Genomic DNA, 17,075 nt, shown 5'->3' on the forward strand with positions numbered 1-17,075 from the left:
TGTGAATAAAGGTCTGCCATGCAACTCAAGGACATCGACCTCAACCTGCTGCTGGTGTTCGACCGCATGCTGGCCGAGAAGCGCGTCTCGGCGGTGGCCGAATCGCTCGGCCTGTCTCAACCGGCCATCAGCAATGCGCTCGCGCGGCTGCGCAAATTGCTGGGCGACGAACTGTTCCTGCGCACGGCGCGCGGCATGGAGCCGACGCCGTTCGCTCTGCAGCTGGCCGAGCCGGTGGCCTACGCGATGGGCGCCTTGCACTCTGCGCTCAATCAGCAGGTGGTGTTCGAGCCGGCCACGAGCACGCGCGGCTTCACGCTCGCAATGACCGACATCGGCGAGATCTACTTCACGCCCAAGCTGATGGAAACGCTGTCCGGCGCAGCGCCCGGCGTGACGATCAGCACGGTGCGCAACAACGCCGCGGGCAGCCTGCGCGACGAACTCGAAGCCGGCCACGTCGACATTGCCATCGGGCTGCTGCCGCAGCTCAAGGCCGGCGTGTTCCAGCGCCGCCTGTTCCTGCAGCGCTATGTGTGCCTCTTCTCCGGGACCCACCCGCTCGCGAGCAAGCGCAGCGTGTCGCTCAAGGACTTCAGCGCGGCCGACCACGTGCTGGTGCAGGCTGCCGGCACGGGCCATGGCAAGGCCGACGACGTGATGGCCGCGCAGGGCATTCACCGGCGCATCCGGCTCAGGGTGCCGCACTTCGTGGCCATCGGCCACATCCTGCGTTCGAGCGAGATGATCGCCACCGTGCCCGAACGCCTGGCACAGAGCATCGCCGAGCCCTTCGGGCTGGTATGGCGCCCTCACCCGGTGCCGCTGCCCCGGATCGCGATCAATCTGTTCTGGCACGCGAAGGTGCATCGCGATCCGGGCAACCAGTGGCTGCGCGGATTGCTGTTCGACAATTTTGCGGACAGCGAATAGAAGGCGACGACCAACAGCCTCAGGCAGGCCGGCCCGGAGGCCATTGCCCCAGCACCTCATGGATGCTTTCGCCCACATGGCTTTCGATGAGCGAAAACGAATCGGCCGTCCACCGGACCGGCTCGATGGCGTGCCGCTCGACCTTGCCCGGCGTGTAGGCCAGGGTCATGTGAGGCGTGAAGCCGTGCTCGGGCCTGAAGCCCGCATCGGCCAGCGCTTCGCCAAGACGCTGCCGGAATGCCGCGAGCGCCGATGTCCCGCTTTCAGCGCCGCACAGCACAAACGCCTTGCTCTTGTCGAACCGCATGACCTCGTCGAACACCACATCGAAAGACGGCGGCGCCACGCTGGCCGCCGCGTCCACGGCGGCGTGCACCTGCTTGCGCGGCACTGCGGCCGGATAGCTTCCGAGGTGATGCAACGTGACATGCAGGCGAGGCGCCTCGGTCAGCTTTCCCTTCAGCGCATGCCGGTCCTTGAGGCGCGCGGCCAGCGCGGCAATCGAAGCGGCGTCTTCAGGGTGCGGAAAGATCGCCAGGAAGAGCGAGCGAGGCAGGCGCTCGTTGCGCGGCGCGGTGCCGCGGGCACGGCGCAGGGGCGGCGGCGGAGGATCGATACCTGGGAGAAGAAGCTGTTCGGGCATGGCAAGGAGCAGTGGCATCTCCTCCGGAGACCTGGAACCGCTGCCGACCCCGAAGCTTACCGAAAGCGCCTGCCGCATCGATGTGCCAAGGCGCATCCTTGACGCACCGGGAAGGCCGCCCTATTCTCCGCGCCGTTCAGGACCACGCCGTCCTTCATCACGACTTCATTAAGACCGAGGACCCGATCCTGCAACCATTGATCAACGGCCCAGACGGCCAACCACGCTGCCGCTGGTGCGCAAGCGCGCCGGAATTCCTTGCCTACCACGACACCGAATGGGGCTTTCCGGTGGCGGACGACCGCCGCCTGTTCGAAAAGCTCTGCCTGGAAGGCTTCCAGTCCGGGTTGAGCTGGCGCACCATCCTTGCCAAGCGGGAGAACTTTCGCGCGGCGTTCCACGGATTCGACTTCAACAAGATGGCTCGCTTCACCGCAGAAGACGTCGAGCGCCTGCTGCAAGACGCGGGCATCGTCCGGCACCGGGGCAAGATCGAGGCGGTGATCCACAACGCCGCCCGGGCGCAGGAACTGGTCGCAAGCCACGGCTCGCTGGCGGCCTTTTTCTGGGGCCATGAGCCCGATGCCGGCTCGCTGGCGGAACCGCAGAGCGCTTCGACCTCCGAGGCTTCCATTGCGCTTTCCAAGACACTGAAGAAGCTCGGCTGGAAGTTCGTCGGGCCGACCACTGTGTACGCTTTCATGCAGGCCATGGGCCTCATCAACGACCATGCGCAAGGCTGCGTGGTCCGGGTGAAGGCGCAACACGCGCGAAGCGCATTCAAAAGGCCGCACGCCGCACCAGGCTGAACCTGCGGCGGCGGCGACGCCGACGGCCCCGACTCGGAAGCCCAGGCGCGGAACTCGCGCGAGCGCCACGGCTCTGACAAACCATGAACGCTACGCCAGAACCAGCATCTGCCCGGGTCGAGTTCAGGACGGCCCGGATGCGGCGCCTCCCGGTTGCCGCGGCAGCCGGCCTTCCGCGGCGCACCTTCGCCGCGGCCATGGTCGCCCTCCCCGCGTTCTGGTTCGGCGCCCGCGCCCAGCCGGCGGCGCGCCGGCTTGCCACCCCTTCGCAAACCGAGGGACCGTTCTACCCGGTCAGCCTGCCGCAGGATTCGGACAACGATCTCCTGCGCAACGGCACGCTGAGCTACCGCGGCGGCCAGCCGGCGTGGGTCGATGGCTCGGTGACCGACCTGGACGGCAAGCCGCTGCGCGGCGCGCAGGTCGAGATCTGGCAATGCGATGACAACGGCCACTACCACCATCCCGGCGACGGCGGCCGCGCCGACGCCGCTTTCCAGGGTTTCGGCCGCGTCGCGGTGGGCGAGGACGGCAGCTACCGCTTTCGCACCATCCGGCCCGTGCCCTACAGCGGCCGTACGCCGCACATCCACGTCAAGGTGAAGCTCGGCACGCGCGAACTGCTGACCACCCAGCTCTACGTATCGGGCGACCCGGGCAACGCGCGCGACTACCTCTGGCGCAATCTCCCCCAGGCCGCGAGAGACGCGGTTACCGTGCCTTTCGAGCGCGGAGCGGACGGGCTGCGGGCCCGCTTCCCGATCGTCGTGGCGGCCTGAGGGCCCGCGGGCCCTGATCGGCGGCTACGGCGACGTGCAGGCGTAGTTGGACGCGAGCGCGGCGGCCTCTGCGTTGTTGGCCGGGCCGGTATACCGAGGGTACTTGGGATACTGGCAGAGCGGCCGGCTGAACGCCGTGGCTCCGCCGACGATCTTGTCGGCGCCCAGCGTTCCGGGTGCCGTGCCCTGGTCGACCCACGCATCCAACGCGCCGAGAAGGTCCGACGTGTCGGCGCCCGGTCCACCGGCGCAGTGGTTGACGCCCGGAGCAAGGTAGTAGCGGGCGAATGAATCCGCGGTGCCCTGCCCGCCCACGGCCGCCACCATGTTTGTGTAGTACTCGGTGGTGGCGCTGAAGTTGAGCGCGGCGTCGTTCTCGCCGTGCCACAGGATCAGCTTGCCGCCGCTGTTCTGGAACGGGCGGAGATCGACGTTGGTCGCATCGTTGAGCGCGGCCAATCCATAGAGGGCCCCCGCATCCTGGTCCCAGGTGTAGGCCAGGGAATCTGCGGCGAGGTCGCGCGCCAGGAAGGTCTTGACGGTCGTGTCCTGAAACAGATACTGCAGCGCCGCTTGAGGGTTGCCCGCGCCGGTCGTCCATACGGCAAACGCGCCCGGATCGTCTTCGTTGCCGACCAGCAGCCGGCCCGGATCGCGGTAGGTCGGACTGCCCGCGAAGACAGCCGGCGAGGTCGTGGAAGCCACCGTCGCCAACTGCGCATCGGACAAGCAGCTGTCGCCTGTATCCGCGCCGCCCGAACACCTGAGTACCTGCGGATCGAAGGTGCAAGCAGTCGGATTCGACACGACACCGTCGACGATCCCGTCGCTGCCGTCGCAGGCGTCCCTGACGGCTTTGGCCAATGTCGCGACCTTCGCAACGCTGAGCGCCCCCCCCGGTGCGGCCATCGCTTTCGCGGTGCGATTGAAGCCGCCCATGAATCCGACCCAGTTGTAGGCCGGTGCCCGCGCAATGATGCCGTCGAACAGGTTCGGATAGCGCTGCGCAGTCATCAACGCCTCGCGGCCCCCGTTCGAGCAGCCCTCGAAGTACGACTTCGACGGCGTGGCGCCATACGCCATCTTGAGCATTTCCACGACGGACGACATGACCGTGGGAACGGAGAGGCTGCCGAACAGCTGCGCGGCCGTCGGATCGTTCAGCGCCCATGAGGCATCGAGCGGAGAGCCCTGATGTCCCGAGTCGCTGCCGACGGTGGCGTAGCCCTTCTTGATGGCGGGCAGGCTCAGCGTGTCTCCCGCGACCAACGGTGAAATCGACCCGTTGTAACCGCCGCCACCGAAATATTGGAGCTTGCTGTTCCATGCGTCCGGAAGGCGCAACTCGAAATTGAGCTTGGGATCGATCCGTGCACTGACCTTGCAATAGACAGGCACGCCGTCGCTGGCCGGCACCACCGATGCCGAGACAACTGTCGCCCCACCGACAGTCTTGCCTTGAAGATTTGTACAAGCTTGTTGCGCGGTGACTGGCGGTGCGGGTGGAGGCGGCGCAGGGGGCGTGCCGCCGGCCGGCTGGGCGATGGGCAGTGGAACGAACCCGCCACCGCCGCCGCTGCCGCCACCGCATCCGGCGATTGAAAGCAGGGCCACCGTGACGCCGGCTGCACGGCACACGAGCGTTTTTCTGTTACGCATGAACTTGTCTCCTGTTTGACTGCTACTCTCGACGCCGCGTATTCTTCGCCGGCTTCGCTTGGCAGTTTGTACGCAGCGAGACAATGTGAGGCAGCACAAACCCGAGTGCTGTTCGAGGCGAGTCCCTATTTATCTTTGACCCCTTGAACGACCCCGTCGACGCATGAAAAGAGCAGACAAGACGCTGAGGGCATTGCTCGACGAAATGCCCGGAACGCGCATGCTACCGGAGCCGGTCCGCGAGCGTGTGGCCCGCGATGCGTATGACACGATTCACCAGAGAAACGACTTCGTGGTTCGCGCGGGAGATCCGGTTCACTCCTGGATCGGCGTCGCCGACGGACTGATCAAGATCACCAATGCTTTTCGCAGCGGCAAGGTCGTCATGTTCACAGGGGTGCCAACCGGGAGTTGGATCGGCGAGGGATCGATCATCAAGACCGAACTGCGCCGCTATGACGTGATCGCGATGCGCCCGACGCGCGTCATTCACATTCCGAGAGCGACGTTTCGCTGGCTGCTCGACACCAGTTTCGAGTTCAACCACTTCATCATCGATCAGCTGAACGAGCGGCTGGCGCAGTATCTCGGCACGGTGGAGGCCGATCGGCTGACCGACCCGGTGGCGCGGCTCGCCCGCGCGATCAGCGGAATGTTCAATCCTGTGCTGTATCCGAACATGCAGGAGAAGCTGCCGATCTCCCAGGAAGAACTCGGCGAACTCGCGGGCCTGCAGCGCCAGCGCGCGAATACCTCCGTCAAGCGCCTGGAGGCCATGGGATTCGTTCGCGCCGAGTACGGCAGCCTCGTGGTCACGGACCTGACGGGCCTTCGCAACTACCAGGAGCAAGAAGGCTAGCTGCACTCGAGAGGACACATCAGATGGCAAGATTCGTTTTGGTGCCGGGTGGCTGGCACGGAGGCTGGGCGTTCGAAGCCGTCGCCCGTGCGCTATCGAGCGAAGGCCACGAAGTCCAGGCGCTCACTCTCGCGGGGCTGGGTGACGAGCCCGCGAATGGCGTCAATCTCGAGCGCCATATCGACGAGGTGGTGCAGGCGCTTCGCGAGCGCGACACGCCCGCCGTTCTTGTCGGTCATTCGTATGGCGGAATACCCATCACCGGCGCGGCGGACAAGGAGCCGTCGCGCGTCGAAGCAATCGTCTACGCCGATGCCTATGTCCCGGACCACGGGGCATCGGTCTGGTCGCTCACCACCCCGGCCTATCGGGAGCGTTTCATCGCGGGTGCGGCCGCGGATGGTTTGACCTGCACGCCGCCGGGCCATCTCGACAGGCGATGCCGCCCGCATCCTATCGCCACCTTCCTGCAGGCGATTCAATTGACGGGCAATTGGCGCAACGTCCGCAGCAAAGCCTTCGTTGCCGCGTGCGGCTGGGAAGGAAGCCCGTTCGTCGAGCTCTACGAACGCCTGCGGCGAGACCCTGAATGGGCCACGCATCCCCTGGCCTGCGCACACGATATTCCGCGGCTCGCTCCCGAAGCCCTCACGAAGATACTGTTGACGTACGCGTAGGAAAAGCCGGCCGCGGCCGTGCTTTCTCTTTCTATATGCGCGCGCCGGCTAAGCAATTCCAAAAGCCTTCTTTGGCAAGCGCGCAGCCCACGCGTAGCCTGCGGCGTTCCTTTCCCCCCTCCGAGGAACTCGCAGATGAACGATCGTTTGAACCGCGTGCACGCATCGCGCTCCGCCGCCGTCAAGGCAGGCCTCGACCATCCGGTGATCGACACGGATGTCCACGTCAACGACTACGCGCCCGTGCTCGAGGACTATGTGCAGCACTACGGTGGCAGCAAGCTCGTCGATGCGCTGCGGAAGGCCCTGGGCGGACGCTTCGTCACGCGCAACAGCGGCGGAAAGGACTGGTACCAGCAGACACCCGAGGAACGCCAGTTTCACCGCACGCTGCGAGCGCCCTGGTGGGCGCGCGTGACGCGCAACACCTACGACCTCGCCACCTACACGCTGCCTGCGCTTCTCTACGAGCGCCTGGGTGAGCAAGGCTCGGACTACTCGATCCTGTTCCCCAATGACGTGCTCTCGCCGGCCGCGGCCGGCACCGAATACCGCCAGCCGCTGCATCGCGCCATCAACCACTTTCATGCCGACCAATACCGGCCGTACGCCGACCGCCTAACGCCCGTGGCGGGCATCCCGCTGCACACGCCGCAGGAAGGCATCGAGGAACTGGAATTCGCGGTCAAGACGCTCGGGCTGAAGGTGATCAACATCGCCGGCGGGGTGCGTCGGCCGATCCGTGCCATCGCCGAAAAATATCCGGCGAAGGAACACCCGGAGATCGCCAAGCAGATCGGCTACATCGACTTCTACGGCATCGACAGCGAGCACGACTACGACCCGTTCTGGGCCAAGGTGGTCGAGCTCGGCGTGCCGGTGACCACGCACTACGGCAGCCAGGGCTGGACCGGCCGGCAGTCGATCAGCAACTACATGAACAACCACGTCGGCCACTTCGCCGACGGCTCGCAAGCCTTTGCCAAGGCGCTGTTCTTCGGCGGCGTGACGCGACGCTTTCCAGGCTTGCGCGTGGGCCTGCTCGAAGGCGGCGCCGACTGGGGTTCGCATGTCTACACGCACCTTGTGGACCGCTGGGAAAAGCGCAACAAGAACGCGGTGCGCAACTACGACCCGGCCGAAGCCGACATCGAGTTGCTCGCCTCGCTGTTCGAACGCTATGGCGGCGACCTGCTCAAGGGCCGCACCATCGACAAGTCGACGCTGCTGCGCGACAGCCTGGGCATTTCGGCACTGCCGCACAGCCGCGAGCCCAACGAATCGGAGATCGACGACTTCGCGCTCGCCGGCATCGAGAAGGTCGAGGACATCCGCGACCGCTGGGTGAACAACTTCTATTTCGGTTCGGAAGCCGACGACCGCACGGTGGCGGCGGCCTTCAACACCAAGGTAAACCCGCTGGGCACGAAGATCAATGCGATCTGGTCGTCCGACGTGGGGCACTGGGACGTGCCGGAGTTCACCGAGCCGCTGGCCGAAACCTGGGACCTGGTGCAGCAAGGCGTGATCTCCGCGGCCGACTTCAAGGCTTTCGTGTTCGAAAACCCGCATCGCTTCTACACCGAGGCCAATCCGCGCTTCTTCGAAGGCACCGAGGTCGGCCGCAAGCTGGGCCTGAAAGGCGCGAAGTGAAAGGCACCGCGCTTACTCTCCTGCGCCGCTGGGCTGTACCGCTCGGCACGCTGGCGTTGATGGCGGCCGCCGTGTTGCCCGCACAGGCGGCGCCCGACACCATCCGCATCGGCGTCGCCACCGCGGGCGGCGGCGAGCCCGTCACCTGGGGCGGCTCGCCGGGCGGGGTGGCGCGCGTCAACAACTGGCTGGAGGACGAGTTCAAGGCCACGGGCGTCAAGGTCGAATGGCTGTTCTTCAAGGGCGCCGGGCCGGCGGTGAACGAAGCCTTGTCGAACAAGCAGATCGACTTCGCCTACCAGGGCGACCTGCCGTCGATCGTCGGGCGCTCCAATGGCTTGAAGACCAAGCTGCTGGTGGTGAGCGGCGCGCGCAACAACCTGTACCTCGTGGCGGCGCCGAAGTCGGACATCCGCTCGATCAAGGACCTGAAGGACCGCAACGTCTCGCTCTTTCGCGGCACGAACGGCCACCTCGTGGCCATCAACGTGCTGGCGGCCAATGGCCTCGCGGAGCGCGACATCGAGGGCGTGAACCTGGACACCGGCAGCGCGCAGGCCGCGCTGGTGTCGAACGGCGTGGACGCGGCCTTCGGCGGCTACGAGTGGTTCAAGGTGCGCGACCAGGGGCTGGCCAAGGTGGTGTACTCCACGCAGGGGCAGGACCCGAGCTTCACGCGCCAGGCGTCGCTGCTGGTGCGCTCGGATTTCGAGCAGGCCAACCCGGCCGAGGTGCAGCGCGTGGTCGACGTGTTCGTGCGCGCGGCCCGCTGGTCGTCGGACGAGAAGAACCGCGATGAGCTCTTTCGCATCTGGGCCCGCAGCGGCACGCCGGTCGCATCCTGGGCGGCGGAGTTCGACCAGCAGCAACTCGCCGTGCGCAACTCGCCGCTGGTCGACGATTTCATCATCGGGCGCTACAAGGCCGTGGTCACCGATGCACTGAAGCTCAAGCTGATCCGCCGCGAGGTGTCGGTCGACGACTGGTTCGACACGCGGTATCTGAAGAACGCGCTGAAGAAGCAAGGGCTGGAGAACTACTGGACCGCCTTCGATGCCAAGGGGCAGGCGAAGGCCGGCCAATCGGTCGCGGCCCGATGAGCGCCCCGTCTTATCCCCTCTCCCTCTGGGAGAGGGAGCAATACCGATGAGCGCCGAAGCTGAACTGTCGGCGGTCTTGCCACGCGAAGGCAACGCGCCGGCAAGGTCCCCGCTGCCCTGGCGCCGCATTGCCGCCGACGCAGGCGACCGCGCCCTCCCCTGGCTCCTCCCCATCGCGCTGCTCGCGCTCTGGTACACAGGCGCCGCGCAGGGCTGGATCTCGCCGCAGGTGCTGCCGCCGCCGCAGTTCGTCTGGGAAACCCTGCGCGACCTGGCCAAGAGCGGCGATCTCTGGCTGCACGTGGGCACCAGTTTCACGCGCGTGGGCGTCGGCTTCGCGGCCGGTACCCTGCTCGGTCTCGTGCTGGGTTCGGCCATGGGCCTGTCGCGCAGCTTCGAGGCCTACGTGCTGCCCACCTTCAATGCGCTGGTGCAGATTCCTGTGCTCGCCTGGCTGCCCTTCGTGCTCCTGATCGCGGGCATCGGCGAGCCGCTGAAATACATTCTCATCGCCAAGGCGGCGCTGGTGCCCGTGGCGCTGAACACGCTGCAGGGTTTCCGCCAGACACCCGCCGCGCTGCGCGAGGTGGGCGACGTGTATGGCTACGACCGCCGCCAGCAGGTGCTGGAGATCGTGCTGCCGCACGCCGTGCCCACGCTCTTCACCGGCGTGCGGCTGGGTTTCACCAAGGCCTGGCTCTCGCTGGTGGTGGTGGAGCTCGTGGCGTCGAGCGAGGGGCTGGGCTACCTCATCGTCTACGGCCGCCAGCTGTTCCAGCTCGACCTGGTGATGGCAGCCGTGATCGTCGTGGGTGCCATCGGCTATGCCATCGACCGCCTGCTCGACCGGCTCGAGACGGCGGTGCACCGGCGCCAGCCCGGTGGAGCGGTGCCATGAGCAGCGCCACGCGGGATGCGGCCGAGCTGGCCACGGTGCAGCCACTGCGGCCGGCCGAGCGCAGCCGCTGGCGCGGCTTCGTGCTGCCCGCAGCGGCCGTCGCGCTGTGGTGGCTGCTGTCGTCGCTCGACCTCGTCAACTCGGCGCTGCTGGTGTCGCCGGCCAAGGTATTCGACACCGCGGCCGAGCAGGTGGCGAGCGGACGTCTCTGGCGCGCCCTGAGCGCCAGCCTCGCACGCGAGGCCACGGGCTTCTTGATCGGCAGCACGGCGGGACTCGTGCTCGGCGCGCTGCTGGGCCTGTCGCCGCTCTTCAACCGCATCGTCGGGCCGAGCTTCAACACCTTCAAGCAGATCTCGCTGTTCGCATGGATTCCGCTGATCTCGGTGTGGTTCGGCCTCGGCGACGTGGCGAAGGTGGTGTTCCTGTCGTTGGCCGCGCTGGTGCCGGTGGTGGTCAACACCTGCGACGGCATCCGCACCGCGCCGGCCGGCCTGCTCGAAGTGGCGCACGTCTACGGCTACACGCGCTGGCAGACCGTCATGCAGGTGGTGCTGCCGGCCGCCCTGCCCTCGATCTTCACGGGCGTGTACCTGGCGCTCATCTATTCCTGGCTCGCGACCATCGGCGCGGAGTACCTGCTGGTGGCCGGCCGGGGCATCGGCAACACGCTGATCGAGGGCAGCGAGCATTTCCAGATGGACCTGGTGATCTTCGGCATGTTCGTGATCGGCGGGGTCGGCTGGCTCATGAACGCATCGGCCCGCGCACTGGAGCGCCGGCTGGCGCGCTGGACCGGGCACGCATGAACGACTCACGAAAGAGCTCTCTTCCCATGACATCCACCCTTGCAAACCCCTCCAACGAACTCGACATCCGCGGCCTTGGCAAGCGCTATGCGAACACGCAGGCCAGCGCCGGCGAACTGCAGGTGCTCGAAGGCATCGACCTGCACGTGCCGGCCGGCCGCTTCGTGAGCATCGTCGGCGCCAGCGGCTGCGGCAAGTCCACGCTGCTGCGGCTGATCCTCGGACTCGATGCGCAGTACGAAGGCCAGATCTTGCTGGACGGCGAACCGATCTCGGGCACCGGCCGCGAGCGCGGCATCGTGTTCCAGGATCACCGGCTCTTCCCATGGCTCACGGTGGAGCAGAACATCGCCGTTGGCCTGCGCAACGCCCCCTTCAGCGCGAAGGAGAAGCGTGAACTCGTGGCCGAGCACGTCGCACTGGTCGGTCTGGAGGGATTCGAGAAATCGTGGCCGCACCAGATCTCCGGCGGCATGGCCCAGCGCGTGGCAATTGCGCGCGGCCTGGTGAACCGGCCGCGCGTGCTGCTGCTCGACGAACCCTTCGGTGCGCTCGATGCGCTGACGCGCTCGCGGCTGCAGAACGAACTGCAGCGCATCTGGCAGAAAGAGCGCATCACGATGCTGCTGGTCACCCACGACGTGGAGGAAGCGGTGTTCCTCGGTGACCGCGTGGTGGTGATGCAGCCTTCGCCGGGGCGCATCCGCCGCACGGTCGAGATCGACCTGCCGCATCCGCGCAACCGCAGCGACCCGGCCTTCATCCGGCTGCGCGACGACGTGCTCAGCGACTTCCTCGACGTCGGCGTGGACCGCGCGCCGATCACCACGCCGCAGCCCGGGCCAGCCGGTGCCGGCTTTCCGCAGAAGCTGCAACTGGCGTGGTGAACGCCGCCATCCCTCCTCCTCTTCTTCTTACTCAGGTATTCGACCCATGGCTTCATCCCCGCGCCAGTTCAAGCTCGGCGCCTTCCTCATGCAGACCGGCCACCACATCGCGGCCTGGCGCCACCCGGGCGCGCAGGCCGATGCCGGCAGCAACTTTCGCCACTATGTCGAACTTGCGCAGAAGGCCGAAGCGGCCAAGTTCGACGCCATCTTCCTCGCCGATTCGGTCGGCGTGCGCAACAGCAACCTGCCTTCGCTTTCGCGCACGGCGCGCAGCGACCACTTCGAGCCGCTCACGCTGCTCGCCGCCATCGCGGCGCTGACCGAGTGCATCGGCCTCATCGCCACCGTATCGACGAGCTTCAACGAGCCCTTCAACGTGGCGCGCAAGTTCGCCTCGCTGGATCAGATCAGCGGCGGGCGCTCGGGCTGGAACCTGGTGACGTCCAGCGGAACCGGCGAAGCGCAGAACTTCAACCGCGACGAGCATTTCGAGCATGCGCTGCGCTACGAACGCGCAGCCGAGTTCCACGACGTGGTCACCGGCCTGTGGGACAGCTGGGAGGACGACAGCTTCGTGCGCGACAAGCAGGACGGCCGCTACTTCGACGAGAACAAGCTGCACGTGCTGGGCCACAAGGGCACGCATTTCTCGGTGCGCGGCCCGCTCAACGTGGCGCGCTCGCCGCAGGGAAGACCGGTGGTGGTGCAGGCCGGCGCCTCCGAAGCTGGTCGCGATCTCGCGGCGCGCACGGCCGAGGTGATCTTCGTCGCGCACCAGACCTTCGACGAGGCGAAGAGCTTCTACGCCGACATCAAAAGCCGTGTCGTCCGCCACGGCCGGCACCCGGAAGACGTGAAGATCATGCCCGGCATCTTCCCGGTGGTCGGCCGCACGCAGGCAGAGGCCGAGGACAAGTTCGAACAGCTGCAGGCGCTGGTGCATCCGGTGGTCGGCGTGTCGCTGCTGTCGAACGTGATCGGCGGCTTCGACTTCTCCGGCCTGCCGGTCGACGGACCGGTGCCTGAACTGCCGGAGACCAACGGCCCCAAGAGCCGCCAGCGCCTGCTGCTGGACCTGGCGCGGCGCGAGAACCTCAGCATCCGCGACCTGTACCTGCGCATCGCCGGCGCGCGCGGGCACCAGCAGGTGGTGGGCACACCCTCCAGCATCGCCGACCAGCTGCAGCAGTGGTTCGAGGAAGGCGGCGCCGACGGCTTCAACATCATGGCGCCGTGGTTCCCGGGCGGGCTGGACGACTTCATCGAACTCGTGCTGCCCGAACTCCGGCGCCGCGGCCTGTTCCGCACCGAGTACGAGGGCCGCACGCTGCGCGAGCACCTGGGGCTGCGCAGGCCCGTGCACCCGGCGCATTCCGTGCCCCAGGCGCGCACGGCCGCGACCGCGTGAACCGCCTACCCGCCGAGCACCCTCTCACTTCCTCTCATTTTCGCCATTCTTCATGCCCCAACAGCCTCCTTCCTACGAGCAGCTCGCCGAGCGCTTTCGCCCCGTTTTCGTCCGCATCGCCGAACACGCCGCCCGGCGCGAGAACGAGCGCGAGCTGGCCCATGACGCGGTCAACTGGCTTCGCGAAGCCAAGTTCGGTGCGCTGCGTGTTCCGCTCGACCATGGCGGCCTGGGCGCCTCGGTCGAGCAGCTGTTCGACCTGCTCATCGAACTTGGCGCAGCCGACTCCAACCTGCCTCAGATCCTGCGCGCGCACTTCGGCTTCATCGAACGGCTCTATGCGGAGATCGATCCCGAGCTGCACGCGCCCTGGCTGCGGCGCGCGGCCGCAGGCGCGATCTTCGGCAACGCCACGACCGAAATCGGCGAGGGCGAGCTGGGCACGCTCCAGACCAAGCTGACGCGCGACGGCAAGGGCTGGCGGCTCGACGGGGACAAGTTCTACAGCACCGGCACGCTCTATGCCGACTGGATTCCGGTGAGCGCGCAGCGCGCGGACGACCCGAGCAAGGAGGGGCGGGTTCTGGTGCTCGTGCCCGCGCACGCGGAGGGCGTGGAGTGCGTCGACGACTGGCGTGGCTTCGGCCAGCGCCTGACGGGGTCGGGCACCACGCGCTTCCGGCGTGTCGCGGTCGAGGCCGCCGACGTGCTGTCCTATGACCGCGAGCGGCCCACGCCGCTGACGGCCTACTTCCAGCTCACGCATCTGGCCACGCTGGCCGGCATTGCACGCGCCATCGAGCGCGACGCGGTGGCCTTCGTGCAGCCGCGCAAGCGGGTGTACAGCCACGGCAGCGGCGCCACGCCCAGGGAGGATCCGCTGGTTCAGCAGGTGGTGGGGCAACTGGCCAGCACGGCCTTCACGGCCGCTTCCGCGGTGGCAGCCGTGGCCCGCGGGCTCGGCGACATCGACCGCCTGCGCCAGCGCGGCGAGGCCGTTCCCGAAAGCCTGATCGTCGACGTGGAACTGCGCACGGCCAAGGCACAGGTCGGAATCGTCGATGCCGTGCTGAACGCTGCAACGCGCTTGTTCGATGTGGGCGGCGCGTCGGCCCTGCAGGAAGATCGCCGGCTCGACCGCCATTGGCGAAACGCGCGGACGCTGGCTTCGCACAACCCGACCATCTACAAGGCGCGGGTCGTCGGCGACCACGCGCTCAATGGAACGCGGCCGACCTTCTATTGGTCGGTCGGGACCAGCACGGCCTGAGCCCTGGGGCATGCGGAACAGCGACTCGTTGCCCGCTCACCCTTCTCGCAGCCGCGGCAAGCGCCGTTTCTGCATATGCAAGCACGTTTTTGTTATTTAACGGCACATGCATCGCTGACTAGCATTCGACCTCGTTCAACCGGTCATAACAGGTCAGCCGCATGTCCAGCCCCAAGGCTCTCGAGCCGATTGCTTTTTCGCCCGTGCCGCTCTACACGCAGGTGCGGGAGACGCTGCGCGAGCGCATTCTGGACGGCAGCTACGCACCGCATGCGCAGCTTCCCTCTGAAAGCGAAATGGTCGCGCTGTTCAAGGTCAGCCGCATCACGGTGCGCCAGGCTCTCAGCGACCTGCAGCGCGAAAACCTGATCTTCAAGATTCCGGGCAAGGGCACCTTCGTCGCCAAGCCCAAGGCGTTCCAGCACCTGGGCCAGCTCGAAGGCTTTGCCGAATCGATGGTCCGCATGGGCTACGAGATCCGCAACCAGGTGACCAGCCACAAGACCGTGCCGGCCTCGCCGCGGGTGGCAGAGCATCTGGGCCTGGCCGAGGGCTCGCCGGTCGCGCAGATCAAGCGCGTGCGCCATCTCAACCGCGCCCCGGTGTCCTACGAAGTGACCTACCTGCCCCATGCCATCGGCGAGCGGCTGCGGCAGGCGGATCTCGCGGGGCGCGACATCTTCCTGATCCTCGAGAACGACTATGGCATCGCGCTCGGCCACGCCGACCTGCAGATCGACGCGACGCTTGCCGACGAGTTGCTTGCGCGTTCGCTGAGCGTGCCCGAAGGCACCGCGGTGCTGCGCGTGGAGCGCCTCACCCACACCGCCGATGGCGCGCCGCTCGATTTCGAAGACCTCTATTTCCGCGGCGATGCGTTCCAGCACCGGCTTCGCATCGCCCGCAGCCACCCGACCAAGGACAACCCATGAACATCATCACCCGCACCGTCGACGTGCTGGTCATCGGCGGCGGCACGGCCGGCCCGATGGCGGCCGTCAAGGCGAAGGAAGCCAACCCGAAGCTGGAGGTCTTGCTGCTCGAGAAAGCCAACGTCAAGCGCAGCGGCGCCATCTCGATGGGGATGGACGGCCTGAACAACGCGGTGGTGCCGGGCTTCGCCACGCCTGAGCAGTACGTGAAGGAGATCACCACCGCCAACGACGGTATCGTCAACCAGAAGACGGTAATGGCCTATGCGCGCAACAGCTATTCGATGATCGAGGAGCTCGACCGCTGGGGCGTCAAGTTCGAGAAGGACGAGACCGGCGACTACGCGATGCGCAAGGTGCACCACATGGGCACCTACGTGCTGCCGATGCCCGAGGGGCACAACATCAAGAACGTGCTGTACCGGCGCCTGAAGCGCACGCGCGTGGAGATGTCGCAGCGCCTGGTGGTCACACGCCTGCTCACCGCGGCCGACGGCAGCATCGCGGGCGCGATGGCCTTCGACTGCCGCACGGCCGAGTTCCATGTGATCCGCGCGAAATCGGTGGTGCTTGCCACCGGCGCGGCCGGTCGGCTGGGCCTGCCCGCATCGGGCTACCTCTTCGGCACCTACGAGAACCCGACCAATGCGGGCGACGGCTACAGCATGGCCTACCACGCGGGCGCCGAGCTCTCGGGCATCGAGTGCTTCCAGATCAACCCGCTCATCAAGGACTACAACGGCCCCGCCTGCGCCTACGTGACGGGCCCATTCGGCGGCCACACCACCAACAACAAGGGCGAGCGCTTCATCGAGTGCGACTACTGGAGCGGCCAGATGATGATGGAGTTCTACAACGAGCTCCAGGGCGGCAACGGCCCGGTGTTCCTCAAGCTGAGCCACCTGGCCGAGGAAACCATCGCCACCATCGAGCAGATCCTGCACACCAACGAGCGCCCGAGCCGGGGCCGCTTCCATGCCGGGCGCGGCACCGACTACCGCGCGCAGATGGTGGAGATGCACATCTCCGAGATCGGCCTGTGCAGCGGCCATTCGGCCTCGGGCGTCTGGGTGGACGAGCACGCGCGCACGACCGTGCCGGGCCTGCACGCCGCGGGCGACCTGGCCTGCGTGCCGCACAACTACATGCTCGGCGCCTTCGTCTACGGCCGGCTTGCCGGCGAAAGCGCCGCGCGGCATTGCGCCGAGACCGAGCTGCCCGCGCTCGACGAAGAACAGGTGGCGCGAGAGCACGCCCGCGTCAGCGCACCGCTGCTTCGCGAGGGTGGCCTGCCGCCGGCCCAGGTCGAATACAAGCTGCGCCGCATGGTCAACGACTACCTGCAGCCGCCCAAGGTGACGCGCAAGATGGAGATCGGCCTCTCGCGCTTCGAGCAGATCCACGAGGACCTCGAACAGCTCGCCGCCCCCGGCCCGCACGAACTGATGCGCGCGATGGAAGTGCATGCGATCCGCGATTGCGCCGAGATGGCCGCGCGCGCCTCGCTCTACCGTACCGAGAGCCGCTGGGGCCTGTACCACCACCGCGTGGACTTTCCCGATCGCAACGACCGCGACTGGTTCTGCCACACGCAGTTGCAGAAGCAAGGCGACGCGATGGTGAGCTTCAAGCGCCCGGTCGACGCCTACATCGTGCCGCTCGATGCCCATGAAATGTCCGCCTACCAGCACCTTCGCGTGCCCGCCGCCGTGCGGGAGCCGGTTGCGGCCTGACACCCTCCCCCGCAAAAACAAGA

The 17,075-nt window shown here is 67.0% G+C and carries 16 protein-coding genes; 14 read left to right on the forward strand and 2 right to left on the reverse strand.

Annotation, left to right across the window (positions count from 1 at the left end; all coding sequences use genetic code 11):
- The first annotated feature begins 18 nt into the window (after positions 1-18).
- Positions 19-933, forward strand: a complete 915-nt coding sequence (locus QFZ42_RS11770) for a LysR family transcriptional regulator (RefSeq protein WP_307701124.1) — start codon at positions 19-21, stop codon at positions 931-933.
- A 19-nt stretch (positions 934-952) separates the two neighbouring features.
- Here QFZ42_RS11770 and QFZ42_RS11775 read toward each other — a convergent pair whose 3' ends face one another.
- A complete protein-coding gene (locus QFZ42_RS11775) occupies positions 953-1,594 on the reverse strand; it encodes a 2'-5' RNA ligase family protein (RefSeq protein WP_307701125.1) in 642 nt (213 codons plus the stop codon).
- 170 nt (positions 1,595-1,764) lie between these two features.
- Here QFZ42_RS11775 and QFZ42_RS11780 point away from each other — a divergent pair, with 170 nt between their 5' ends.
- Both QFZ42_RS11780 and QFZ42_RS11785 read left to right on the forward strand, forming a co-directional pair.
- Positions 1,765-2,385, forward strand: coding sequence for a DNA-3-methyladenine glycosylase I (locus QFZ42_RS11780; protein WP_307704218.1), 621 nt, complete (start codon positions 1,765-1,767; stop codon positions 2,383-2,385).
- A 137-nt stretch (positions 2,386-2,522) separates the two neighbouring features.
- Positions 2,523-3,164: a dioxygenase family protein gene (locus QFZ42_RS11785; RefSeq protein ID WP_444875731.1), complete on the forward strand. Its 642-nt coding sequence runs from the start codon at positions 2,523-2,525 to the stop codon at positions 3,162-3,164.
- 24 nt (positions 3,165-3,188) lie between these two features.
- Here the strand turns inward: QFZ42_RS11785 and QFZ42_RS11790 are convergent, their stop codons facing one another.
- Positions 3,189-4,823 (reverse strand): tannase/feruloyl esterase family alpha/beta hydrolase, encoded by a 1,635-nt coding sequence (locus tag QFZ42_RS11790; protein WP_307701126.1) that lies wholly within the window; start codon positions 4,821-4,823, stop codon positions 3,189-3,191.
- Positions 4,824-5,016: 193 nt separating this feature from the next.
- Between QFZ42_RS11790 and QFZ42_RS11795 the strand changes: the two genes are divergently transcribed.
- From QFZ42_RS11795 to QFZ42_RS11845, 11 genes are all read left to right on the forward strand, one after another.
- Positions 5,017-5,682 carry a Crp/Fnr family transcriptional regulator gene (locus QFZ42_RS11795; RefSeq protein ID WP_307701127.1) on the forward strand — a complete coding sequence of 222 codons (666 nt, stop codon included), beginning with the start codon at positions 5,017-5,019 and terminating at the stop codon, positions 5,680-5,682.
- A 23-nt stretch (positions 5,683-5,705) separates the two neighbouring features.
- Positions 5,706-6,359, forward strand: coding sequence for an alpha/beta fold hydrolase (locus QFZ42_RS11800; protein WP_307701128.1), 654 nt, complete (start codon positions 5,706-5,708; stop codon positions 6,357-6,359).
- A 135-nt stretch (positions 6,360-6,494) separates the two neighbouring features.
- On the forward strand, positions 6,495-8,012 hold the full coding sequence (locus QFZ42_RS11805; RefSeq protein WP_307701129.1) for an amidohydrolase family protein: 1,518 nt from the start codon (positions 6,495-6,497) through the stop codon (positions 8,010-8,012).
- Between the two features lie 59 nt (positions 8,013-8,071).
- Entirely contained in the window at positions 8,072-9,112 is a 1,041-nt protein-coding gene (locus tag QFZ42_RS11810; protein ID WP_307704220.1) for an ABC transporter substrate-binding protein, read from the forward strand.
- A gap of 46 nt (positions 9,113-9,158) precedes the next feature.
- Positions 9,159-10,010: an ABC transporter permease gene (locus QFZ42_RS11815; RefSeq protein ID WP_307701130.1), complete on the forward strand. Its 852-nt coding sequence runs from the start codon at positions 9,159-9,161 to the stop codon at positions 10,008-10,010.
- The gene (locus tag QFZ42_RS11820) at positions 10,007-10,819 is read left to right on the forward strand and encodes an ABC transporter permease (RefSeq protein WP_307701131.1); all 813 of its coding nucleotides are present in this window, start codon (positions 10,007-10,009) and stop codon (positions 10,817-10,819) included. The genes QFZ42_RS11815 and QFZ42_RS11820 overlap by 4 nt, the downstream gene beginning before the upstream one ends.
- Before the next feature lie 26 nt (positions 10,820-10,845).
- On the forward strand, positions 10,846-11,706 hold the full coding sequence (locus tag QFZ42_RS11825; RefSeq protein ID WP_307701132.1) for an ABC transporter ATP-binding protein: 861 nt from the start codon (positions 10,846-10,848) through the stop codon (positions 11,704-11,706).
- A 46-nt stretch (positions 11,707-11,752) separates the two neighbouring features.
- The gene (locus QFZ42_RS11830; RefSeq protein WP_307701133.1) at positions 11,753-13,117 is read left to right on the forward strand and encodes an LLM class flavin-dependent oxidoreductase; all 1,365 of its coding nucleotides are present in this window, start codon (positions 11,753-11,755) and stop codon (positions 13,115-13,117) included.
- 52 nt (positions 13,118-13,169) lie between these two features.
- Positions 13,170-14,387 carry an acyl-CoA dehydrogenase family protein gene (locus QFZ42_RS11835; protein ID WP_307701134.1) on the forward strand — a complete coding sequence of 406 codons (1,218 nt, stop codon included), beginning with the start codon at positions 13,170-13,172 and terminating at the stop codon, positions 14,385-14,387.
- A 161-nt stretch (positions 14,388-14,548) separates the two neighbouring features.
- The gene (locus QFZ42_RS11840) at positions 14,549-15,319 is read left to right on the forward strand and encodes a GntR family transcriptional regulator (protein WP_307701135.1); all 771 of its coding nucleotides are present in this window, start codon (positions 14,549-14,551) and stop codon (positions 15,317-15,319) included.
- Positions 15,316-17,052 carry a fumarate reductase/succinate dehydrogenase flavoprotein subunit gene (locus tag QFZ42_RS11845; RefSeq protein ID WP_307701136.1) on the forward strand — a complete coding sequence of 579 codons (1,737 nt, stop codon included), beginning with the start codon at positions 15,316-15,318 and terminating at the stop codon, positions 17,050-17,052. Before QFZ42_RS11840 ends, QFZ42_RS11845 begins: the two co-directional genes overlap by 4 nt.
- Positions 17,053-17,075: the final 23 nt, after the last annotated feature.

This window comes from Variovorax paradoxus (genome assembly GCF_030815855.1).
Taxonomy (GTDB): Bacteria; Pseudomonadota; Gammaproteobacteria; order Burkholderiales; family Burkholderiaceae_C; genus Variovorax; species Variovorax paradoxus_M.